Origin of the sequence: Acidovorax sp. FJL06, assembly GCF_003852545.1 — a bacterium.
Lineage (GTDB): Bacteria > Pseudomonadota > Gammaproteobacteria > Burkholderiales > Burkholderiaceae_C > Acidovorax.
Map to the genome: position 1 here is coordinate 154,380 of NZ_QAJR01000001.1, position 24,004 is coordinate 178,383.

16 protein-coding genes are annotated in these 24,004 nt (G+C 65.0%); 12 read left to right on the top strand and 4 right to left on the bottom strand.

What is annotated here, in order from left to right:
- Positions 1-15: 15 nt before the first annotated feature.
- The 7 genes from DBV10_RS00675 to DBV10_RS00705 all read left to right on the top strand — a co-directional run bounded on the left by DBV10_RS00675 (position 16) and on the right by DBV10_RS00705 (position 8,480).
- Positions 16-1,197 (top strand): ABC transporter substrate-binding protein, encoded by a 1,182-nt coding sequence (locus DBV10_RS00675; protein ID WP_124509607.1) that lies wholly within the window; start codon positions 16-18, stop codon positions 1,195-1,197.
- A 13-nt stretch (positions 1,198-1,210) separates the two neighbouring features.
- Positions 1,211-2,029: an ABC transporter ATP-binding protein gene (locus DBV10_RS00680; RefSeq protein ID WP_094289924.1), complete on the top strand. Its 819-nt coding sequence runs from the start codon at positions 1,211-1,213 to the stop codon at positions 2,027-2,029.
- Positions 2,026-3,828: a long-chain fatty acid--CoA ligase gene (locus tag DBV10_RS00685; protein ID WP_124509609.1), complete on the top strand. Its 1,803-nt coding sequence runs from the start codon at positions 2,026-2,028 to the stop codon at positions 3,826-3,828. Before DBV10_RS00680 ends, DBV10_RS00685 begins: the two co-directional genes overlap by 4 nt.
- A gap of 91 nt (positions 3,829-3,919) precedes the next feature.
- Complete coding sequence (locus DBV10_RS00690) at positions 3,920-4,717, top strand: enoyl-CoA hydratase/isomerase family protein (RefSeq protein ID WP_124509611.1); 798 nt, start codon at positions 3,920-3,922, stop codon at positions 4,715-4,717.
- 168 nt (positions 4,718-4,885) lie between these two features.
- Positions 4,886-5,635: a pirin family protein gene (locus tag DBV10_RS00695; RefSeq protein ID WP_124509613.1), complete on the top strand. Its 750-nt coding sequence runs from the start codon at positions 4,886-4,888 to the stop codon at positions 5,633-5,635.
- 16 nt (positions 5,636-5,651) lie between these two features.
- Positions 5,652-6,395, top strand: coding sequence for a gamma-glutamylcyclotransferase (locus DBV10_RS00700; RefSeq protein WP_124509615.1), 744 nt, complete (start codon positions 5,652-5,654; stop codon positions 6,393-6,395).
- Between the two features lie 78 nt (positions 6,396-6,473).
- Positions 6,474-8,480 (top strand): beta-galactosidase, encoded by a 2,007-nt coding sequence (locus DBV10_RS00705; RefSeq protein ID WP_233589752.1) that lies wholly within the window; start codon positions 6,474-6,476, stop codon positions 8,478-8,480.
- A 129-nt stretch (positions 8,481-8,609) separates the two neighbouring features.
- Here the strand turns inward: DBV10_RS00705 and DBV10_RS00710 are convergent, their stop codons facing one another.
- Positions 8,610-9,683, bottom strand: coding sequence for a recombination-associated protein RdgC (locus DBV10_RS00710; RefSeq protein WP_124509617.1), 1,074 nt, complete (start codon positions 9,681-9,683; stop codon positions 8,610-8,612).
- A 340-nt stretch (positions 9,684-10,023) separates the two neighbouring features.
- Between DBV10_RS00710 and DBV10_RS00715 the strand changes: the two genes are divergently transcribed.
- Positions 10,024-10,587, top strand: a complete 564-nt coding sequence (locus DBV10_RS00715) for a Spy/CpxP family protein refolding chaperone (protein ID WP_124509619.1) — start codon at positions 10,024-10,026, stop codon at positions 10,585-10,587.
- 1,072 nt (positions 10,588-11,659) lie between these two features.
- Here the strand turns inward: DBV10_RS00715 and DBV10_RS00720 are convergent.
- From DBV10_RS00720 to DBV10_RS00730, 3 genes are all read right to left on the bottom strand, one after another.
- Positions 11,660-16,546: an EAL domain-containing protein gene (locus DBV10_RS00720; protein ID WP_124509621.1), complete on the bottom strand. Its 4,887-nt coding sequence runs from the start codon at positions 16,544-16,546 to the stop codon at positions 11,660-11,662.
- Between the two features lie 267 nt (positions 16,547-16,813).
- A complete protein-coding gene (locus tag DBV10_RS00725; RefSeq protein WP_124509623.1) occupies positions 16,814-17,914 on the bottom strand; it encodes a 3-deoxy-7-phosphoheptulonate synthase in 1,101 nt (366 codons plus the stop codon).
- Between the two features lie 64 nt (positions 17,915-17,978).
- Positions 17,979-18,884, bottom strand: a complete 906-nt coding sequence (locus DBV10_RS00730) for a LysR family transcriptional regulator (RefSeq protein WP_124509625.1) — start codon at positions 18,882-18,884, stop codon at positions 17,979-17,981.
- 134 nt (positions 18,885-19,018) lie between these two features.
- Here DBV10_RS00730 and DBV10_RS00735 point away from each other — a divergent pair, with 134 nt between their 5' ends.
- The 4 genes from DBV10_RS00735 to DBV10_RS00750 all read left to right on the top strand — a co-directional run bounded on the left by DBV10_RS00735 (position 19,019) and on the right by DBV10_RS00750 (position 23,957).
- Entirely contained in the window at positions 19,019-20,050 is a 1,032-nt protein-coding gene (locus DBV10_RS00735; RefSeq protein WP_199740011.1) for a TRAP transporter substrate-binding protein, read from the top strand.
- A 141-nt stretch (positions 20,051-20,191) separates the two neighbouring features.
- Positions 20,192-20,734 carry a TRAP transporter small permease gene (locus DBV10_RS00740; protein WP_124509627.1) on the top strand — a complete coding sequence of 181 codons (543 nt, stop codon included), beginning with the start codon at positions 20,192-20,194 and terminating at the stop codon, positions 20,732-20,734.
- Positions 20,731-22,062: a TRAP transporter large permease gene (locus tag DBV10_RS00745; protein ID WP_124509630.1), complete on the top strand. Its 1,332-nt coding sequence runs from the start codon at positions 20,731-20,733 to the stop codon at positions 22,060-22,062. The genes DBV10_RS00740 and DBV10_RS00745 overlap by 4 nt, the downstream gene beginning before the upstream one ends.
- 47 nt (positions 22,063-22,109) lie before the next feature.
- Complete coding sequence (locus tag DBV10_RS00750) at positions 22,110-23,957, top strand: subtype B tannase (protein ID WP_124509632.1); 1,848 nt, start codon at positions 22,110-22,112, stop codon at positions 23,955-23,957.
- The last annotated feature ends 47 nt before the right edge of the window (positions 23,958-24,004 follow it).

Consider the following 24,004-nt stretch of genomic DNA (forward strand, 5'->3'; position numbering starts at 1 on the left):
CATTCAGGAGACAACATGGACACACCACACACTTCCCTCCAGCGCCGCCACCTGCTGCTCGGTGCCGCTGGCGCCGCCGCACTCACCAGCCCGCTGTCGGTGCTGGCGCAGTCGAACGAAGACATCGTGATTGGCGGCTCCATCCCGCTCACGGGTGTGTTCGCGTTTGCGGGTGTGGGCATCAACGCGGGCATTGGCGACTACGTGAAAATGCTCAACGACGCAGGCGGCATCAAGGGCCGCAAAATCAAGTACGTGCCCGAGGACACGGGCTACAAAGTCGATGTGTCCGTGGCCGCCTACAAGAAAATCACCAGCCAGAACAAGGTGAACCTGTACTACGGCGACTCCACCGGTTTCTCCAAGACCATCAACCCCGAGCTGGACCGCGCAGGCACCACGCTGATGGCCGGAGCCTCGTTCGCATCCGAGCTGAACGACCCTGCCAAGTACCCGAACCAGTTCCTCGTGGGCCCCGACTACACGGAGATGTTCGGCATCCTGCTCAAGCACATCGCCAAAGAGAAGCCCGGTGCCAAGGTGGCCTTTGTGTACTCCGACTCCGAGTTCGGCCGCGACCCCATCGAGAAAAGCGAGGCTGCCGCCAAGGCGCTCGGCCTGTCGGTGCCCATCAAGATCATGACGCCCGCCGGCAGCGTGGACGTGTCCACCGAAGTCATCAAGCTGCGCCGCGCTGCGCCCGACTACACCATCTTCCACGGCTACATCCTCGCGCCCATCCCCGAGTTCATCACCCAAGGCAAACAACAGGGCATGACCAGCAAGTGGATGGGCACCTTCTGGACCATGGACAGCTCCACCGTGATGAAGATGGGCGAGGCCGCCGATGGCTTCATGGGCGTGATGCCCTACCGCTACTACTACGACACCGAGAAGGCGCCGATGCTGGAGAAGATCCGCGCGCTGCGGCCCGAGTACCAGAGCACGGCCTACATCCAGGGCTTCCTGGCTGCCATGCTGTTCACCGAATCGGCCAAGCGCACGCTGGATGCGGGCAAGCCACTCGATGGCAAAAACCTCAAGGCCGCGCTCAACAGCATCAAGGACTTCGACACCGGCGGGCTGATCGGCGTGCCGATCACCATCAGCGGCAACTCCATCCCCGTGGGACGCGTGTACCGCGCCGACATGAAGGCGCAAAAAATGGTGGCCGCATCTGACTGGATCAAACTCTGACCTCGCCTTTGACATGACTCAGCCAACTCCGGCCCACGTCCTCGAAGTCAACAACATCGAGGTCATCTACAACAAGGTGGTGCAGGCCCTGCGCGGCCTGTCGCTGGCCGTGCCACGTGGGCAGATCGTGGCGCTGCTGGGCAGCAATGGGGCGGGCAAAAGCACCACGCTCAAGGCCATCTCGGGCCTGCTGGCGCTGGAGGATGGTGTGGTCGAAAGCGGCAGCATCCACTTCAATGGCCAGCCCACGGCCGCCGTGGCCCCGCAGCAGCTGGTGCGCAACGGCCTGAGCCATGTGATGGAAGGCCGCCGCGTGTTTGAAGACCTCACGGTCGAAGAAAACCTGGTGGCCGCGACCTATGCGCTCACGGGGCGGAAAGACGCAACACCGGATTTCGACCTGGTCTACAGCTACTTTCCACGTCTGCATGAGCGGCGCAAGGGCCTGGCCGGTTATCTGTCGGGTGGCGAGCAGCAGATGCTGGCCATTGGCCGCGCGCTCATCGCACAGCCCCAGCTCATCCTGCTCGACGAGCCCTCGCTGGGCCTATCCCCGAAGCTGGTGGAGGACATCTTCACCATCATCGCGCGCATCAATGCCGAGCGCGGCACCAGCATGCTGCTGGTGGAGCAGAACGCCACCGTGGCGCTGGCCGTGGCGCACCGGGGCTACATCATGGAGAACGGCAAGATCGTGATCGACGGCACGGCCGAGCGCCTGGCCAACGACCCGGATGTGCGCGAGTTCTACCTCGGCATGGGCGGTGGTGGAGAGGCCAAAAGCTTCAAGGACATCAAACACTACAAGCGCCGCAAACGCTGGCTGTCATGAGCACACTTCCCGACCTCACCCTGCCCCAGATGCTGCGCGAGCGCGCACGCACCGACGCGGGCCGCATCGCCATCCGGCAAAAGGACTTCGGCATCTGGAAGCCCTTCACCTGGGCGCAGTACCACCAGCGCGCGAGCCACTTCGGCCTGGGCCTGCGCGCACTGGGCCTGCCCGCGGGCGGGCATGTGGGCGTGATCTCAGAGAACCGCATTGAATGGGTGCTGGCCCAGATGGGCGCGGGCCTGGTGGGTGCCGTGACCGTAGGCGTGTACCCCACCAGCCCCACCAACGAGGTGGCTTATGTGGTGGGCCATGCCGACATCGAGATCATGGTCTGCGAAGACCAGGAGCAGACCGACAAGCTGCTGGCCGCGCTGCCCGAGCTGCCGCGCCTGAAAAAGATCGTGGTCATGGAGACCAAGGGCCTGCGCAGCTTTGCGCCCGAGGTGCGGCAGTTCATCACCACGTTTGGCGAGGTGGAACAGCTCGGCGCGGCATCGGGCCAGCAGTCGGTCATCGACGATGCCCTGGCCCGCCAGACCCTCGACGATGTGGGGCTGATGATCTACACCTCGGGCTCCACCGGCAAGCCCAAGGGCGCGATGATTTCATACCGCAACATCCGGGGCGTGGTGCCGGGCATCGTGGACCGGCTGGAGCTGAACGCAAACACCACGCACCTGTCGTACCTGCCGCTGTGCCATGTGGCCGAGCAGATGCTCACCAGCTTTGTGCCGGTGTACATCGGCTCGCAGGTGAACTTTGGCGAATCCATCCGCACCGTGCAGGAAGACCTGCGCGAGGTCGCACCCACCATGTTCCTGGGCGTGCCGCGCATCTGGGAAAAGCTGCACGCCGCCATCCACATCAAGCTGCAGGAAACCGGCGGCCTGCGCCGCGCACTGTTCCACAAGGCCTACAACGCCTGCAAGCCGCTGGCCGACAAGCCGCGCAGTGCGTGGAGCGCGGGCGACAAGCTCACCTACGCCGCGAGCTACTGGCTGGTGTTCCGTGCGCTGCAGAACTTCATCGGCCTGCGCAATGCGCATGTGGCGCTCACCGGCGCCGCGCCCATTCCTCCCGATGTGGTCCGCTTCTTCCGCGTGCTGGGCGTGCCCCTCATCGAGGTGTATGGACTGACCGAATCGACCGGCATGGTCACGGGCCACCGGTTGGACCACGTGGTGGTGGGCACCGTGGGCGTGCCCACGCAGGGCGTGGAGCACCGCATTGCGGACAACGGTGAATTGCAGCTCAAAGGCGAGATGGTGTTTGCGGGCTACTACAAGAACCCCGAGGCGACGGCCAGCAGCATCCAGGGCGGCTGGCTGCACACGGGCGACGTGGTGCGCGAAGAGCAGGGGCAAATCAAGATCGTGGACCGCTTGAAGGACATCATGATCACGGCCGGTGGCAAGAACCTCACGCCGTCCGAGATCGAGAACACGATGAAGGGCAGCCCGTTCATCAAGGAATGCATCATCGTGGCCGAGGCGCGCAAGTTTGTGGGCGCACTGGTGATGATCGACTACGAGACCGTGGGCAAATGGGCCGAGGCGCGGCGCATCCCGTTCACGCATTTCCGCTCGCTGGTGGAGCACCCCGAGGTGCGCGGTCTCATCGACACCGAAATCAACCAGGGCAACCAGCGCTTGGCCCAGGTCTCGCAGATCCGCAAGTTCCACCTGCTCACCAAGGAGCTGGACCACGACGATGGCGAAGTGACCGCCACCATGAAGGTGCGCCGCGCGAGCATCTACAAAACCTATGCGGCCGAGATCGAGGCGCTGTACCAGTAGCACGCACAGCCACTCGTTTTAAAGTGGCCAAATTACTATTAAAACAGGAGCTGCTTGCGCTTATTCATCAAGCGCTAGAGGCAAATTTGACATGAAAAATCCTGCTACTGACCCTGCCGCCCCCCTGCTGCTGGAGCGCGACGGCCCTATCGCCACGCTGCGCTTCAACCGACCCGAGGCCCTCAACGCCATCGACGTGCCCATGGCCAATGCCTTCCTCGCCGCCGTGCAGGCCATCGCCGTAGACCCTGGCGTGCGTGCGGTGGTGCTGGCAGGCAACGGCCGGGGCTTCATGGCCGGGGGCGACCTGGCCACGCTGCGCGCGGCCCCCGTGCAGGGCGCCATCGACATTCTCACGCCGCTGAACCAGGCCCTGTTGCTGCTCACACAGATGAACGCCCCCGTCATCGCGCAGGTGCACGGTGCGGCCGCTGGTGCGGGTTTGAGTTTGCTGCTCATGGCCGACTATGTGATCGCCGCCGAAGGCACGCGCTTCAACCTGGCCTACATCCACCTGGGCACCAGCTGCGATGTCGGCGCATCCTGGGCACTGCCGCGCATCGTGGGCCTGCGCAAGGCGCTGGAGATTGCGCTGCTGAGCGACGCCTTCACCGCCGACGACGCCCTGCGCCTGGGCCTCATCAACCGCGTGGTGCCCGCCGCCGAACTGGAGAACAGCACCACGGCCCTGGCCCAGCGCCTGGCCTCTGGGCCCACCGTGGCCTTCGGCGCCATGAAACGCCTGATGCGCGAATCGATGGACCGCACCCTGCCCGAACAACTGGCCGCCGAGAAAGACGCCTTTGTGCAGTGCGCGGGCACGGAGGACTTCCGCGCAGGGGTAGAGGCGTTTCACCAGCGCCAGAGTGCGTCGTTTACGGGCCGGTAGTGCCCAGCCAACCCACGCGCGATTCTCACGGGCCCCTCTTATTGGCCCCGTTTCCAGAACACTCCGTTTGCGCCCGCCCCGTTTATCCGGGCAGGCCCGCCGTCTACAGTTCGCTGATGCCATCGCCTGATGGACACAAGCTTCAGCCAACACCAGGACACCTTCACCGTGATCACCGTCCGTGCCGCTTCCGACCGGGGCCGCTCCTCCACCGGTTGGCTGCACAGCGCCCACAGTTTTTCGTTTGGCAGCTACTTTGACCTGCACCACCAGGGCCATGGCAACCTGCTGGTGCTCAACGACGACACGGTGGCACCCGGCCAGGGCTTTGGCAGCCACGGGCACCGCGACATGGAGATCGTGAGCTACGTGCTCAGCGGCGCGCTGGCCCACCAGGACAACCTGCCGCAGCGCAGCCCTGCGGACGGTTCCGCCCCTGCGCCAACACCCCCCACCGGCATCCTGCGCCCCGGCGATGTGCAGCGCATGAGCGCGGGCTGGGGTGTGCAGCACAGCGAATTCAACGCACTGCAGGACCAGGACACCCACTTCCTGCAGATCTGGTTCAAACCCCTGTTCACCGGCATCCGCCCCAGCTACGAACAAAAACACTTTCCGGCCGCAGACCGGCGGGGTCGGCTGGTGCGGATTGCCTCGCGCCGGGGAGAAGACGGCTCGGTGAGCATGAATGCCGACGCCTCCCTCTGGGCGGGCCTGTTCGACAGCAATGCCGAAACGGCCACGCAGGCACTCGACCCCCAGCGCCTGGCGTATGTTCACGTGGCACAGGGCACCGTGCAGGTCAACGGCGTGCCACTGGCCGCTGGCGACGGCGCCTTGCTGGAGGAGGAAGACCAGCTGACCCTGCACCACGGCACCGGCGCCGACGTGCTGGTGTTCGACCTGGCCCGCCGGTAAGCTGCGGCCCGCCACCATGCCCCACCCCAACGCCTTCCTCCACCTGCCCGAGCTGCAAGGCCGGCTCACCCCGGCCCACGCCTCGGGCCTGCGCCTGACCGATGAGGCTTTGGCCGAATGGGACGCCCAGGCCCGCAACCAGGGCCTGCCCGCCCACTGGCGCCTGCCCGACAGCGAGGTGGAACGCTCGCGCCGCGACGTGCTCGCCACCATCACCACGCAATCGCTCGACCTGTGGGTGTTTGCCTATGGCTCGCTGATGTGGAACCCCGGTTTTCATTTTGACGAGGTGCGCCGGGCCCACCTGCCCGGGTATGCACGCCGCTTTGCCCTGGGCACCACCATCGGCCGGGGCACACCCGACTGCCCCGGGCTGGTGCTGACGCTGGAGCCGGATGCCAGCCAGACCTGCGAAGGTCTGGCGTTCCGGATCCCAGCGCCGCTGGTGGGCGCCGAATCCCGCCTGCTCTGGCGCCGGGAAATGATCGCCGGCGCCTACTGCCCCGCACTGCTGCCCCTGCCCACTCCGCAGGGCACTGTGCAGGCGCTGGTGCTGGTCGCCAACCCCCGGCACCCCCTCCACCGGGGCGACTTGTCCATGCAGGCCACCGCCGCCACCATCGCGCGGGCCTGCGGGCGCATTGGCAGCAACCGGGACTATCTGGACCAGCTCGTGCGGCAGTTGGAAGTGCTGGGGATGGAGGATGGGTATGTGGATGCGCTGCACGCACTGGTGGCGCTGATAGAACCGTCCCCCTGACATCCGCAACGTCCCATGACTCCATGGTCTCCCCTGGAGACCTGGGGTTCTGCTCCAAGCAAAACGCTGCCACGGTCCATGAAACAATGGCGCAGAAAACATCTGCGCCTGTTGTTCTTCCGCCTACATGCCCATGCGCCCACCATATGGGTGGCAATGCCCAAACACCTGGTGATCCTGGATGCAGAGACAGCGCCCCGAACTCATTCCACAGCTTCTTCCATGAAAAAAATTATCTGTATTGCGGCATTTATTTTCTCGTCCATCGCCTTTGCAAACACTCCTTCATCCAGGGAACCCGTTTCAAGCATCATTGTGATGCCTTGGGATATCAACCAGGATGCCAATCTGCTGAAAAATATCAAAAAAAATGGATTCAGCCATGTGACTTTTTATCTCAATTGGTCTGACATTGAGAATCAAAAAAATCAATATCAATTCTCCCACTACTACAAATACCTTGATGCCATTGTCAACAGCGGCCTTTCTCTGATAATGGTCCTCGACATGGGGGGACGCTCTTACCTTGATGAGAATGGTAAAAAAATACCGGATGCATCCACGGTGCCCGCATGGGTCTACAAAGACCATCCAGATTCAGTAATGAAAAACTTCTCTGGAGAATATCAATGGCAACTGGATTTCACTGATGATTTCATTCAGAAAAAATCCACAGAATTCACAGAGAAAACTGTTCTCCATTTTTCCAACCGCTATCCAGGAAAGATACTTGGTTTTTCAGTGGGGCTCCAGGAAGAGCATGAAATCAAGTATGGGCAGACTGGCTACCAATGGCGTGATTACAAAAAATCTACCCAGAACGATTTTTCAAAAAAATACGGAACACCTCAACCCGTCATCAACTACAACAACAATATTCATCTAGGCCCCCAAAAAATAGAGCCCCTTCTCTATATTCACAAAGAATACCGTGAAAACCGGCTCCGTGATGCCACATGCTTATATTCAAAGGCAATCAGAAAAAATGGGGCCTTGGCAATGGGTTATTTTGCCGAAACCTTCACATCGCATGACGCCATCTATGCAACCGGCGTCGTGGAAAAACTGGCGGACTGCATCGATATTGCCGTGATAGATTTCAACTTCTATGACGGATACAAACTGGTTCCCGACACAGATGTGCTCCCAACACTTGCCAACTACATGGGTTCATTGGGCTACAAGCAAATCATGGTGGGGGCCTATGCCGAAGTATGGGAACGGCAAAAGAAAACCCACGAGCTAATTCCTGTCATCAACCGCACCATCACCCAGGCGCTTTCTCAATCCAACGTTATCGGTTTTGAGGTAGGCGGCTTTCAGCGCCAGGCGACGGCAGGCCAATCGGCAACCATCGATACAGAAAAGCTCAGTGCTATTGCAATCAAGCCTGCCAACGACAGCCCGAAACTTGAAAAGAGAAGAGCCAAAATCGGGATCCTGGGCTCCGCCACGAATTTCTATGTTTGGCACGGGGAAAGAAGTGCTGGCCGAAACACCCACCGGGACGCGCTGTTTGCAGCATACAAAATCCTGAACAGCCAGCCGGAGCTGGATGTTCACCTCATTGGTGAAAAAAACCTGCTCCAGGACGACCCCATCATTCAGAGTCTTGACGCCATCCTGGTTCCCCACCAGACAGCGCTTCCACAAAGCATCAAATCCAAACTGGCCACCTATTGGAAGAATGGCGGAGCACTCGTTCAAGACATGCGCCTTGGAGAATTTGATGAAAATGGAAAACCAACCGCCGACTGGATGAACGATGTTTTTGGTATTTCAAAAATCAAATGGAAAAACAAAGGAGGCGTATTTCTGATCAACGGTGAAGTGCTCCGTCTCAAGCCATCCCGAAGCCTCTACACCAGCTATGCTTCCATCACCCCTCGGCAAGGCTACAAACTACTGGCCACTGACATTTTGCAACCCGAAAACGGAATCATGGTACGGGGCGAGCGCACCCTGGTCTTTGGCTTCATGCCACAGTTGATCGAAGACCCGACCAAGGATGCATGGAGAAAAATCTTTGTCCAAGAAATCATGAACGTCGTGCCACAAAGAGCAAACTCCGTTCAGGTGAAATAGTGCACTTCTGATTGGGCGGTGATTCGCCCAATCAAGCGATCTGTTCGATGTCCCGCACGCACCGAGCCCACCATACGCCCGTGGCAGACAACAGCGCCAAGCGCAAGATCCCCGAGGGGCTTGATCCCATCAAAACGGCACGGCCCCCGGGTCCGTATCGATCGGAGCCTCTCGGGGCCCGGTCACAACACCGCCGCCGGTTGTCTTGCGTGCGGGTGCCGAGGGCGAGGAGGGCGTCGAAGTCCGAGGCGCCGCCGTGGTGGTGGCCGGTACAGCAGCAGTTGCTGCCACCGCATCGGCCGCGCTGGCCACCCCACTCTCCGCCTCGCCCCCCAGCGCCTCGATCAGGTCCGGAATCAGCTTGACCAGCTCGCCCGTGGCAATCGCCACGTCGGTGTCAAAACCGCCGTCGTCGGCCTTGGTGCCTTCAAACACCGTGTCCAGAAACGACACCTTCTTGATCTGCAGGCCCTCGGTGAGCATGAAGCTCACGCGGTCGTCCCAGGTGAGGGCGAGTTTGGTAGGTAGCTTGCCGGCGTCGATGTGCGCCTGCACCTCTTCGATGTCCAGCGGGTGGCGGGCGTAGCGCACCACGGCTTTTTCCTCGTTGGCGCTTTTGAGTTCGCACTCGCGGTCCACCGTGAAGCCCACGGGGGGTTCCTGCTCCTTGAGCCAGTGGGACATGGCGGCCTGCGGGCTGGTCTCGGTGTTGATGAGCGAGACCGACAGGCCGGGCAGGGATTCGACCAGCAAGGTCACCACCTCGTCGGCGCGGCCCTGGCTGGACGTGTCCAGCACCAGCAGCCGCGAGGCGGTGTCGATCCACACCCACATCGAGCCCTGCTTGGTGAAGGCCATGGGCAGCAGGTCGAGCTTGGCCTCGTCCTTCAGCTCCTTGCTTTCCTTCTTGCCGGGCTTGCGGCCGGTTTCCTGCTCGATGCGTTCGGCCTTTTCCTTGACCTTGCGTGCCAGCACGCTGCCGGGCAGCACCTTGGATTCGACCATGAAGCGCAGGATCCATTGGCCCCCCACCGATTCGGCCAGCGGGCCATGGGCATCACCGCGCGGCGGCACCCAGCCCAGGGATTTTTCTTGCGTGGCGCCACATTCCATGAAGGGTGCCTTGGCCAGCGCCTCTTCGACCTGCGTCAATTCCACCGACCATTGCGGGGCAATGCGGTACACGATCATGTTCTTGAACACGGAAAACCTTTTGTTGGGGAGCGTTGGTGAATAAACAGGCAAACGGACTCGGAACCCGCCATTGTCGGCGGTCACCACCCGGGGCCCTGCACAGGCCCTCCCAGCGGGTGAGCCACGGCCCGGAAACAGCTATCAATTTAATAGCTATTACCGCTGGATGGTCAAGCGCCCGTTGCCATTTTGGCGCAGGATATTCCCGGCGGGCACCTGCAGCTTCTTGTCACAACTTTACACAGCCTCATCCAACACGCACGGCGGCGATACATGCGGGGCAGACACTGGACTCCAATCGCTGAAACGGTCGTTGCAGCGAGCTCACCACTGTGAAAGGACTCACCCCATGGCATCCCATTTCCAACGCCGCTTCGCTGCCACCGCATTTCTGGCCGCGCTGGCCCTGCCCGTGCTGGCGCAGCAGCCCCCTGCAACCCCACCCGGCGCATCCCCCAAGGCCCCCGAAGGCCGGCACGAACGCCACCCTCCCGAAGGCCGGGCCCAGCACCATGCCAAGCACCTGGCGGAACTCAAGGCCCAGCTCAAGCTGACCGCCGCCCAGGAGCCCGCCTGGACCGCCTTCACCACCGCCCTGCAACCCGGCGAGCGCCCCGCCCGCCTGGACCGCCAGGACATGGACAAGCTCACCACCCCCGAACGCATCGACCGCATGCGGGCCCTGCGCGCCCAGCATGCCGCCGAGGCCGACCGCCGGGGCGAAGCCACCAAGACCTTTTATGCCGCGCTGACGCCCGAGCAGCAAAAGACCTTTGATGCCCAGGCACACCGCATGCGTCCGATGCGACCCATGGGCGGCATGCAAGGCGGCCACGGCGAACCCCACCATGGCGGTGGCATGCGCGGTGGTGAAGGCGGCCGCCCAGGCCAGCCACCCGCCCCCGCCAAATAAGCCGCCCTTCCCAGGCGGCCTGCAGCCAGGCCCGGCGTCCATCACAGGACGCCGGGCCTTTTTTTGGTTGGGGGCCTGCAAGACCGGCGCAGACCGCCAAAAACGGGATGGGCCCGCGGTCAGGGCGGCAGATTGTGGATAAGTCTGGGAGCAGTTCTGGCACAACCAGGCAGTTATCCACACAAACATCCGGCGCCGCAAAGTTGTTGTCAGCGAGCCCCGCGCTTTGTGCAGCCCGCCGCACAGACTTTGCCGCAACGCAAGTCCGCGCCAGCATTGAAAAAAAATGGCTTGTCCACAAAAAATGGCTTGTTCTACTACTACTGCTATTTATATATAGAGCTATCAAAGAATAACCAGAACCCCCAGTCCGGGGCACCCCAACGGTCCTGGGGCGCTTGTTCAGGGTGGAAGGGCCGCGGGTTGCGGCCAAAGGAAAAACGGAAAACCAACGAAAAGGGAACCCCGGATCGGACGGCCGGACCGGGATGCCTGGCGGCCCAACCTGCGGGGCCTTGCACGGCCCGGGCCGGGGCCCCTGGCGCTGGCGCCAAAGAAATCCACCGATTGCTATCAATGAAGGAGCGTCTGGCGCTTTACCAGCCTGCGCAAGGCCCCGATTTTGTGCAAAACAGCCGCGCCCGGCGGCCCGGTGCGTAAAACTGGGGATAGTTCTGGCACAACCGAGGGGTTATCCACAGAAGTCGGGGCATGCCGGCTTTTGTCCCCGTTGCGGGGACAGCGGCACCAGGGATGGATGCACAGGGTTGGTCCGCCGCTAAGTGCGCACCGGGCTTGCAGAAAATCCACTTGTCCACAGCCAGGGCCGCCCTCTACTACTACGACTATGTATTTATAAAAGATATAAGAAGAAAGACAGGGAACAACTCCCGGCCCCTCGGAACCCCCACGCAAACACCCCGGCCAGGGCTCTGAAACCCGTGGATGGCCGGCAGGGCACGCCCCCGGGCCGCCACGGGGCCCTGCAGGCCCTTCTGGGCGGTCCCAAGGGCGAAAAAAAACCGCAGGCCCAAGGCTGCGGTTCCGTTCAGGAGAAGAAGGCTGGGGGCCTCTATGCGGGGGCGGAGCGCAGGAAGGCGTCCAGAAGGTCCACGGACAGGGGGCGGCTGAACAGGTAGCCCTGGTAGAGCTGGCAGCCCGCGCGGGCCAGCAGCGCGCGTTGCTCGGGGGTTTCCACGCCTTCGGCGATCACCTCCAGGCCCAGGCTGCGCGACAGGCCGATGATGGTGTCCACGATCGCCGCGTCGTTCGGGTCGGTGAGCAGGTCGCGCACAAAGCTCTGGTCGATCTTGAGCTGGGACAGCGGCATGCGCTTCAAGTAGCTCAGGCTGGAGTAGCCGGTGCCGAAATCGTCCAGCGAAAAGCCCACGCCATAGGAGCGCAGCGCCTCCATGGTGGCGATGGTGGTTTCCATGTCCTCGACCAGCAGGCTTTCGGTCAGCTCCAGCTTGAGCTGGCTGGAGGGGGCGCCAGTGATGGCCAGCACCCGGGCCACGTCATCCACAAAGCTCGCATGCCGGAACTGGCGCGAACTCACGTTCACGGCCATGGTCAGGCGCGCCCGGGCGGGGTCGTTCTGCCAGCTGGCCAGCAGCTGGCAGGCACTGTGCAGCACCCAGCGGCCCAGGGGCAGGATGAGCCCGGTCTCTTCGGCCAGCGGGATGAACTGCGCGGGCGACACCATGCCGCGCTGCGGATGGGCCCAGCGCACCAGCGCCTCCACCCCCACGCACTCGCCGGACTGGCGCATCTGCGGCTGGAAGTGCAGCAAAAATTCGTCCTGCGCCAATGCGGAGCGCAGGTCGGTCTCCAGCCCGGCGCGGGCCGTGACCACGGCCTGCATGTCGGGGTCGAAAAAGCGCAGCGTGTTGCGGCCGGCCGTCTTGGCCTGGTACATGGCCAGGTCGGCCTGCTTGAGCAGCTCGCCCACGCTGGTCAGCTCGCCGGTGAAGGGGGCGATGCCGATGCTGGGCGTGCTGCGGTACTGGTAGCCCGCCAGCGCGTAGGGCACGGCCAGCATGGTCAGGATCTTTTCGCCCACGCTGCGCGCGTGCATGGCCAGCTCGTGGGGCTTGGGGCTCAGTTCTTCGAGCATCACCACGAACTCGTCGCCGCCCAGCCGGGCCACGGTGTCCACGCTGCGCACGCAGGTGTTCAGGCGCTGCGCCACCTGCTGCAGCAGCAGGTCGCCCTGGTCGTGGCCCAGGGTGTCGTTGAGCTGCTTGAAATTGTCCAGGTCGATGAACAGCAGCGCCCCGCCCTGCTGGCGCCGCTGCGCGGTGGCCAGCGCCTGGTGCATGCGGTCCATGAGCAGCATGCGGTTGGGCAGGCCGGTGAGCGCGTCATAAAAGGCCAGGCGCTGGATCTCGCGCTCGTTGGCCTTGCGCTGGCTGATGTCGGTGTTGATCGCCAGGATGGACTGCGGCCGGCCGTCGTCGCCGCGCACCAGCGTCCAGCGGCCCTCGACCTCGATGCTGCTGCCGTTGCGGTGGCGCTGCACGATCTCGCCCGTCCACTCGCCCTGCTCCAGCACCGTCTGTGTGGCGTGCCGGAAATGCGTGGGGTCGTCGTAGAGCAGGGTTTCGATGGACTGGCCCAGCGCCTGCAACTGCGACCAGCCGTACAGCCGCTCGGCGCTTTTGTTCCAGTAGATGGCGCGGTGCTCCAGGTCGCGCACCACGATGGCGTCCTGGGCCTTGTCCAGCAGCGAGGCCTGGTGCTGGATGCGGGCGTCGGCCAGTTGGCGCTCGATTTCTGCCGAGGCCCGCGAGGCGAAGATCTGCAGTGTCGAGGTGATGAAATCCGTCTCGGCAATGGGTTGGCGGAACAGCACGAACACAATGCCCACGACCTCGCCATCCGCATTGCACAGCTGCTGCCCGGCATAGCCCTGCGCGCCCATCCGGCGCAGGATGGGCGCTTGCGGGTACTGCTGCTGGACCTTGTCGGCTACCACATACTCGCGCTGCGACAGCAGCACCAGGCTGGGGGTGCCTTGCAGGGTGTACTCGTCGGCGGGCAGCAACTGGCCGTCCAGCACCGCCGCGAGCGTGGCCACCCGGGGGGGTTGCCCTTGCACCGGTGGTAGCAAGCGCACCAGGCAGCCGCCCTGGGCGCCCAGGGCATCGACCATGTTGCGCACCAGCTGCACGAAGAACTCCGTGCCCGTGCTGGCCGACACGGCGGCCGCCACCTTGAGCACCGAGGCCTGCATGCGCTGCTGCGCCTTGCGCGCGCGCAGGCTGGTGATGCCAAAGGCCAGGTCGTTGGAAAGCTCCTGCAGCAGCGCGGCTTCCTCGGGGCTGATCTGCAGGATGTCGGGCGCATACAGGTACAGCAGGCCGAAGGTGTGGTCCTGGTCCCGGTCGTGGTGCTTCAGGGGCAGGCAGATCACGCCATGAAAGCCGTGGTCGAGCATGCGCTCGGTCCAGTCGGAAAAGTCGCCTTCGGTGCGGATGTCCTGCACGATCACGGGCTTGCCCGAGCGCACGGCCCTGCCCGCAGGGCCCCGCCCATAGGGGTGGTCGGCCGACCAGGACAGGTTCAGGTTCTCCAGGTAGTCCTGGTTGTAGCCCGCGTGGGCCACCGGCGCTATGGATTGGCGCTCGTCATCGAGCGCAAAGCCCACCCAGCCCATGCGGTAGCCGCCGATGTCCACGGCGATCTGGCAGATGGCCTGCAGCAGCGCGGTTTCGGAGGTGGCGCGCACCAGGGTTTCGTTGCAGGCGCTCAACAGGCGCTGGGCGCGGCCCATGCGCGCCAGCTCGCGCTCGTTGCGCAGGCGCTCGGTCACGTCGGTGGCCAGCACCTGGCGCGCCGGGCGGCCATTGAAGCTGATGCTGCCCGCCGTGATCTCCACATCCATGAACGAGCCGTCTTTTTTGACATGGCGGCTGATGACCGGCTTGTTGCGCTGGTGCATGGGGATGGCGTCGATGGACGCACGGATGGCATCGCGCCGCTCGGCGGGCCACAGGTCCGTCATCTGCATGGCCAGCAGCTCGGCCTCGGTGTAGCCGTAGTGCGTTTCCATCGACCGGTTCACCGCCTGCAGCCGCTGCGTCTCCTTGTCGTACACCCACATCGGGTGCGGGTGCTCGTCGAACAGCATGCGGTACTGCAGCTCGGACGCGTGCAACTGCCCGGCCACATGGCGCAGCTGCACCATGGCACCCAGCGACTCGGTCAGGATCTCCAGGTGGGCCACGTCGCGGCGCGAGAACGCGTTGGTTTTGTCCGAGGTGACCTTGAGCGAACCCACGATCGCGTCGCCGCTGCGCAGCGGCACGGCCATCACCGAGAGAACGCCGTGGCGGTGGGGCATGGAGGCCATGTCCCAGCCCTCGGCCTCGGTGTCGTTGCACACCACGGTCTGGCCCTGGCTGAGCGCGGGCCACAGCAGGCTCTCGTCCACGGCCAGCAGGTTGCCCACGGGCCGCACATGGTCGCCCGCCGAGGCCTGCGCCACCAGCTGGCGGCCCTGCAGCAGCTCCACCATCGCACCGCGTGCATGGGTCTGGCGCAGCACCGTGGCGGCCACCAGCTGCAGCACCTCGGGCAGGGGCATGTCCAGCGAGGAGATGCGCTGCTGCACCTGCAGCAGCTCCGCATGGTTTTGCGCGTCGCGCTGGGCATCGAGGTCGGCCAGCTTCTGGGCGCTGATGTCGGTCATGCCGCCCACCATGCGCACGGCCTGGCCCTGCGGGTCGCGGATCAGGAAGCCCCGGTCCAGCACCCAGGCATAGCTGCCGTCGCGGCGGCGAAAGCGGTACTCCGCCGACCAGTGGTGGGCCGTGCCGTCAATGGCCTGGTGAATGCCGTGGAGGACCCCTTCGCTGTCATCGGGGTGCAGCCGCAGCGTCCAGGAGGTGCTGTCGGGCGGCAGCTGGTCCAGCGGTATGCCAAACAGGTTCTGCATGCCTTCGTTCCACCACATCGCATCGGTGTGCAGGTTCCAGTCCCACACCGCATCGGCCGTGGCGCGCGAGACCAGATGGAAGCGTTCTTCGCTGAACAGCCGGTCCTGCTGGGCCTGGTGCTGTGCCGTGATGTCCTGGAAGGCCCCCTGCACGCGCACGATGCGGCCGTCCGCAGCGCGCACCGCCTGGCCCGCCGTGCGCACCCAGAAATGCCGCTCGCCGGGCAGAACCACCTCGGCCTCCAGGTCGAACGGCGTTCCTTGCTGCATGCAATCGCCGAATGCCTTGTGCATGGCGGCGCGGTGGGGCTCGGTGTAGAGCTGCAGGATCTGGGCCGCCGTGCCCACGCGCTGGGCGATGCCGTAGGCGGCGGCGATCTCCTCGGACCAGCTCAGCTGCAGGCTGGGCAGGTCAATGATCCAGCCCCCGACCCGGGCAATCTGCCCGGCCACCCGCAGCGTTTCGCCCTGCGCCACCATCTCGGCATGCATCTGGTCGCGCTGCTGCACCAGTTCGGCCAGCATCTGTTTCTGGCGCTGCAGCTCCAGCTGCACCATGGTCTGCTCGGCCAGGATGCGCAGGCCTTCCAGCTGCTCGGGCTGCAGGGCGCGCGGCACGACATCGAGCACCGCCAGCGTGCCCAGCGCAAAGCCCTCGCCCGTCACCAGGGGCACGCAGGCATAGAAGCGGATATGGGGCTCCTCCAGCACCAGCGGGTTGCTGGCAAAGCTGGGGTCCAGCGTGGCATCGGGCACCACCCGGGGCTCGCGGCTGCCGCTCAAGGCATGGGCGCAGAACGCGATGGCGCGGTCGGTTTCACGAAAGGGCACGCCCACGGTGGCCTTGAACCACTGGCGTTCATGGTCCACAAAATTGACCACCGCCATCGGGCAGTGGCACACCTGTGCGGCCAGCTTGGCCAGCTGGTCAAAACTTTCTTCGGCCGGGGTGTCGAGGATGGCGTAAGACTGCAGTGCCTGGAGCCTTGCGGCTTCTGCGGTGGCTTGCGCGGGTGGCATGGTCAGGCCGCCACAGTGCCCAGGGGCGCGCACCGGCCCCGCAGGGCCAGGGCGACCGGGGTGGGCGTGCAGGTGCGGGGCAGCGTGAACAGCAAGGCAGTCGGACAGCAAGCGGGCACATGCTGAACGCTTGCACCACAGGTAAAAATCCAAGGGGCGACAGCCCCAAGGTTCGAAGGGGCAATGCTACACCGCACAGGCCCCCGCAGCGGGGGCGCTGCATGGGGGTTTGCCCCAGATGCCAGGGGGCCCCGCTGCCCGTTGCCGTCAGCTGCGGGCGCGGCGGGCACGCACGGCGGCGGCCAGGCTTTCGAGCACGGGCACGGTCTGCGCCAGGCTGATGCAGGCATCGGTCACCGACACGCCGGGCTGCAGTGGCTGGCCCGCCACGATGTCCTGGCGGCCTTCCTGCAGGTGGCTCTCGATCATGAGGCCCGTGATGCGCGCATCGCCGGCCGCAATCTGCTGCGCCACCTCGCCCGCCACGGTGATCTGGCGCTGGTGCTGCTTGCTGCTGTTGGCGTGGCTCACGTCGATCATCACCTGCTCGCGCAGGCCTGCGGCCTTGAGCACGGCGCAGGTCGCGTCCACATCGGCCGCGCCGTAGTTGGGCTGCTTGCCGCCGCGCAGGATCACGTGGCAGTCGTTGTTGCCGCGCGTCTCGAAGATCGCGGCCTGGCCCATCTTGGTCATGCCCATGAAGGCGTGCGCGGCGCTGGCCGCCTGGATGGCGTCGCTCGCCACCTTCACACCGCCGTCGGTGCCGTTCTTGAAACCCACGGGGCAGGACAGGCCGCTGGCCAGCTGGCGGTGGCTCTGGCTCTCGGTGGTGCGCGCGCCGATCGCGCCCCAGCTCACCAGGTCGCTGATGAACTGCGGCGAGAGCAGGTCCAGGAACTCCGTGCCCACGGGCAGGCCCAGGGCCAGCACATCCAGCAGCAGCGCGCGCGCCATCTCCAGCCCTTCGTTGATGGCGAAGCTGCCGTCCAGGTGCGGGTCGTTGATGTAGCCCTTCCAGCCCACGGTGGTGCGGGGTTTCTCAAAGTAAACGCGCATCACGACGAGCAGGTCGTCCTGCAGCGCATCGGCCTGCACCTTGAGTTGGCGCGCATAGTCCATGGCCTGGCCGTGGTCGTGGATGGAGCAGGGCCCCACCACCACGATGAGCCGGTCGTCCTGGCCGTGCAGCACGCGCGAGATCGCGGCGCGGCTGGTCTCGACCAGGGTCTGGGCCGCGTCGGGGGCGGGCAGCCACTCCTGCAGCAGCGCGGGCGTGATGAGCGGGCGCACGGCCTTGATGCGCGTGTCATCAATGCGCGTGGTGTCGTGGGTGGAGATGGGGGTGGCGGAGCGGTGTGCGTGGGTCATGGTGGCCCCGATTGTCGCTGCGCCGCCGCAGGGGCGGTGGGGCACCCGCTGGTGCAGGGTGCCGTCAGCGCAGCGGATCGCTCAGGTGGTGGGCCGCGCGGTGCAGGTGGGCCATGAAATGGCGCACGCTGGGCTTGAGCGCCGCATCGGCGCGGGCCAGCGCGCCCAGCGTCAGCTGCAGCGGCCCTTCGGTCACGGCCACCACCTGCAGGTGCTGCGCCGCGAACGGGTGCACCGCAATCTGGTGCGGCAGCAGGCCCACGCAGTTGCCGCTGGCAATGATGGACAACAGGCCCAGCGTGGAGTTGACCAGCGCACCGGCCGGTGGGGGTTTCATGCCGTGGTTTTCGAACAGGGTCTTGGCATAGCCCGAGTCGGCGTTGGCGCCGGTGTACACCCACGGTGCCTGGGCCAGGTCCGCCAGGCGGCGCGCGCGGCCCAGCGGGTTGCCCTTGCGCACCACGATGACCATGTCGATGGGCATGAGGGTCTCCACCGCGAACTCGCCGGAGGGCAGGTGCTCGGGCAGCGGGCCCAGCGCAATGTCCACCTCGCCCTTGCGCAGGCGCGTGAGCTGGGCGATGTACAGCTCCTCGATGATGCGCAGCTGGATGTCGGGAAACGCGCGCCCGAAGGTGCGCAGGGTCTCGGGCACCAGCAGCATCACGGCCAGCGGCACCGCGCCGATTGTGAGCGAGCCCGTCATGCGGCCATCCAGCTGCTGGATCTGGTCCACCGCATGCGCCAGCTCGCGGTCGGCCGCCACGGCGCGGTCGTACAGCACCATGCCCTGGGCCGTGGCCAGCACCCCGGTGGTGGAGCGCAGCAACAGCGTGGTGGCCAGCTCCCGCTCCAGCTCGCGGACCATCTTGGTGAGCGCCGGCTGGGACACCCCCAGCCGCCGGGCGGCAGCGCGCATGCTGCCTTCGTCGATCGCCGCGACCAGCGCGCGCAGGTTGGTCAGTTTCATGGATAACCATGATAACGGCCGGTTATCGCGCCGCCGCACGCGCCATCTTGTACCACCGGTGCCCGATTTTTAGACTGAGCCACATCAAAAACAGGTCACACACCCACCAGTGACCTCTTGCTCGGAGACAACCCATGATGCGCTTTCGACGTGCCGCCACGGTGGCCGCCCTGTTGCTCGCCTCTGCCCTGCCCCAGGCCCGGGCGGCAGACGACATCGTCCTCAAGGTCCACCATTTCCTGCCCGCGGGCTCGTATGCCCAGCAGATGTTCATCCAGCCCTGGTGCGACAAGATCGCGGTCGAATCGGCCCGGCGCATCCGCTGCCAGATCTACCCCTCCATGCAACTGGGCGGCACGCCGCCCCAGCTGGTGGACCAGCTGCGCGATGGCCTGGTGGACGTGATCTGGACCCTGCCCGGCTACACGCCCGGCCGCTTTCCGCGCATCGAGGCGTTCGAGCTGCCCTTCATGATGCAAAGCCCCGAGGCCGCAAGCCGCGCGCTGTGGGACTTCGTGCAGCAGTACGCCGCCGAGGACTTCAAGGCCGTGCACCCCATCGCCTTCCATGTGCACGGCGACGGCGTGTTCCACCTGGTGCGCAAGCCCGTCACCACCCTCGCCGACCTCAAGGGCCTCAAGCTGCGCGCCCCCACGCGCCAGACCAACAAGCTGCTGGCCGCGCTGGGTGCCACACCGGTGGCCATGCCCGTGCCTGCCGTGGGCGAGGCGTTGGCCAAGGGCGTGATCGACGGTGCGCTGGTGCCCTACGAAGTCGTGCCCTCGGTCAAGATCCAGGAGCTGGTCAAGTTCCATTCCGAGACCGACCCGGCCGAGCCCGCGATCTACACCTCGACCTTCCTGTTCGCCATGAACAAGGCGCGCTACGACGGCCTGCCGGCCGAGCTGCGCAAGGTGATCGATGCGAACAGCGGCGCCGATCTGTCGGCGCACATCGGTGCGGTGTTTTTGCAGGCCGATGCCGAAGGCAAGAAGCTCACCCGGGGCAACACCACCAACGTGATTCCCAAGGCCGAGCTGGCCCAGTGGAAAAAGGCTGCGCAGCCGGTGACTGACGCCTGGGTGGCCGAGGTCACGGCCAAGGGCATGAACGGCCAGCAGCTGCTGGACGGTGCCCGCGCCCTGCTGCACAAGCACGCGCGCTGATGCGCTGACGGATGCACCCCGCGCTGGCCCTGGCCGCCAGCGTGTCTCCCCGGGGGCGCTGCCGTGCCGCGCCCCCGCTTTCTTCCATTGCTGAATCAACAACCCGTGCAGCGGCGCTGCCTGCACGGGCAGGGAATTGTCATGTCTGAACCCCTTGCTGTGGCCGATGAGGCCCTCCTGCCCACCGGGCCCTTGGGCCGGGCGCTGCGCCTGGCCTGCCAGGCGCTGGCCATGGCCGGATCGCTGGTGTTCGTGGCCATCGTGGCCATGAGCGTGGTGTCCATCACCGGGCGCAAGCTGTTCGCCCACCCCGTGGCGGGCGATGTGGAAATGCTGCAGATGTGCGCGGCCTTTGCGGCGGCCTCGTTTTTTGCCTGGTGCCATCTGTCGGGCGGCGATGTGAAGGTGGACTTCTTCACGGCCCGCCTGTCGCCGCGTGCGGTGCATGGGCTCGACGCCCTGGGCTCGCTGCTGGTGGCCCTGTTTGGTGCGCTGCTGGCGTGGCGCACGGCCTCGGGGGCGTGGATGGTCAAGGAGGCGGGCGAGCACAGCATGCTGCTGGACTGGCCGCTGTGGATTCCGCAGATGGCCATGGTGCCGGGCTTCGGCCTGCTGGCGCTGGCCGGTGCCTACCGTGCCGGACAGCACCTGCGCGCAGCGGGCCTTGTGGGGGTGGCGGCATGAGCGGGATCGCCATCGGAAGCCTGATTTTTGCCTGCCTCATGGTGCTGCTGGTGCTGCGCGTGCCCATTGGCATCGCGATGTTCACTATGGGGGCGGTGGGCTACGGCGTGCTCAGCGGCGGCGACGTGAACCGCGTGCTGGACCTGCTCAAGACGCTGGCCTATGCGCGCCTGTCCAACTACGACATCGCGGTGATCCCGCTGTTCCTGCTCATGGGGCAGTTTGCCACCCAGGGGGGGCTGAGCGCTGCGCTGTTCCGCTTCGTGGCGGCCTTCATGGGCCACTGGCGCGGCGGCGTGGCCATGGCGGCGGTCGGGGCCTGCGCGGGCTTTGGCGCCATCTGCGGCTCCTCGCTGGCCACGGCCGCCACCATGGGCCAGGTGGCGCTGCCCGAGCTGCGGCGCATGGGCTATGCGGGCAGCCTTTCCACCGGCGCGCTGGCGGCGGGCGGCACGCTGGGCATTCTGATCCCGCCATCCGTGCCGCTGGTCATCTACGCCATCCTCACGCAGGAGTCGATCGGCAAGCTGTTCATGGCGGCCCTGTTGCCTGGCGTGATCGCGATGGTCGGCTACATGGTGGTGGTGCGCCTGTTTGTGCTGCTGCGGCCGGCGGCGGCACCTGCCGGGCCGGTGGTGCCCTGGCCCGAGCGGCTCCAGGCGCTGGCCCAGGTGTCCCCGGTGCTGCTGGTGTTCCTGGTGGTCATCGTGGGCATCTACGGCGGCTGGGCCAACCCCACCGAGGCTGCGGCCATTGGCGCCGCCGCCTGCGGCCTGCTGGCCGTGTTCCGGGGCGGCCTGCGCTGGCCGGGCTTCAAGGCCAGCCTGCTGGGCACGGCCCAGGCCACGGCCATGATCTACCTGGTGCTGCTGGGCGCCGACATGCTCAACACCGCGCTGGCCCTGTCGCAGATGCCCAGCGAGCTGGCGGCCTGGGTGCAGGCCAGTGCGCTCAGCCCCATGCTGGTGATGGTGGCCATCCTGGTCATCTACATCCTGCTGGGCTGCGTGATGGACAGCCTGGCCATGATCCTGCTGACCATTCCCATCTTCTATCCCATGGTGATGGGGCTGGAATTCCACGGCCTCAACGCCACCGACAAGAGCGTGTGGTTCGGCATCCTGGCGCTGATGGTGGTGGAGATCGGCCTCGTGCATCCGCCCGTGGGCATGAACGTCTACATCATCAACCGGCTGGCACGCGACGTGCCGCTGTCCGAGACCTTCAAGGGCGTGATGCCGTTCCTGGCCTCCGACCTCCTGCGCATTGGCCTGCTGCTGGCCTTCCCCTCGATCGCCCTGGTGCTGGTGCGCAGCTTCGGCGGCTGATTTTCAAGAATTCATACAACAAGCCCATACGGGTTAAGGAGACTCTCATGAGCAAGTGCCCCACTTTCAAGCTTCGCGTCCTTGCCGTCATCTCGGCCGCCAGCCTCATGACGGCCTGTGGCGGCGGCGACAAAGCAGATCCTGGCGTCTATGACAGCCAACTGGCTTTCGACAAGACCCAGTACACCACCCTCACCGTCACCCTCGACGGTGTGAGCACGCCGGTGCGCTGGTACCGCGAGGTGTGCTATGTCGGCAAGCCGATGAAGCTGGCACCTACGCAGTCCGCCGGCGCCGTGGACAACCAGGCCTGTGGCTACCAGAACATGAACATTTTTGTGCGTGAGGCAGACGCACAGAAGCAGGACAACGCCATCCTGCTCAACGTCAACAACGCCGGCTGGCTGGCCAGCTACCAGGGCGGCAAGGGCGGCTGGAACGGCACCGACCCCCTCACCAGCACCAACTACAGCGGTGCGGACATCAAGAATGGCGGCAGCTACGTCAGCACCAGCGACACCGACAAGATCGGCGCGGCACTGGCCCGTGGCATGGTGTACATCAACATGGCCTCGCGCAGTCGTGGCGCCACGGCTCCTGCCGGTGTCTACGACGACGGCATCTACCAGGGCAAGTCGCCTGCGGCCATCGTCGACGCCAAGGCCGCCGTGCGCTACCTGCGCCTGAACGATGGCGTGATGCCTGGCAGCGCCAGCCGCATCGTGGTCAACGGCACCAGCGGCGGCGGCGCGCAGACCACGCAACTCGGCTCCACCGGCGACAGCGCCGATTACTACCCCTACCTGAAGGCAGCCGGCGCAGCCGGCATCGACACGGAAGGCCGCAGTTCCATCAGCGACAGCGTTTTCGCCCTCGTCGCGTACTGCCCGATCCAGGACATGGGCAGCGCCGATCTGGCCTACGAATGGATGTTCAACGTGCTGGACACACGCAAGCTGGTCTCAGGAGACCAGAAGGCCGGCCTGATCGTCGACGCCAACGGCAATGAACTCGTGCGCGCCTCCAACTCCGACCCCACCGGCAGCGCTGCGCTGATGGCCAAGTTCATCGCCTACCAGGCCGGTTTGGGCCTGAAGAACGACGACGGCACAGTACTCACCGCCGACAACATGCTGTCTGCCCTGCAGACCGAGTTCAAGAAGGCGGCCAGCGCATATGTGAAGTCGGGCAAGTCCATCGTCGCCTACAACGCCACCGGCAGCGCGGCGGCCAACGGGGTGGCTGGTGGCAGCGGAATCCTGTCCTACAAGAACGACTTCATCGACGTCGACGCCAGCGGCACGGTCAACACCTTCAACTTGTCGAACTACCTGAAGTTCGTGGCCAAGCAGGCCCGCCTCAAGGCCGTGCCCGGCTTCGACCAGATCGGCCAGACATCGGCCCTGGCCGCCACCCCGACCGCTGACACCACCAAGGCAGGCGCCACCATCTACGGCAACTACAGCGGCGGCGAATCCAACCTGTTCGGCACTGCGTCCCAGCTGTATTCCAACTTCACCGAATACGCATGGACCAACAACAATGGCGGTGACGCAGTCAATGCCAAGCAAGCCGACGTGGGCCTGAAGAACACAGGCGTCGCCTGGGCCAACAACCCGCAGCTGCCATTTCTGCAGAACCAGTACAAGATGATCAACGCGCTGGCCTACATCGGCAAAACGGGCGGCATCACGCCCAACTGGCGCATCCGCGTGGGCGCACGCGACCGCGACACCTCTTTCACCGTGGCCTACAACATCAGCCGAGCCCTGAAGGCCGACAGCAAGGTCAAGGACATCGACTTCGCCCTGCATTGGGACCAGGGCCACGCCGGCAACTACGACGTGCAGAACGCCTTCATCTGGATCGACCAGAAGCTGGCCGCCACCAAATAAGCGTCCGCCCACGTTCTGCATTGGTTGGTGCCACCCTGCACCAACGC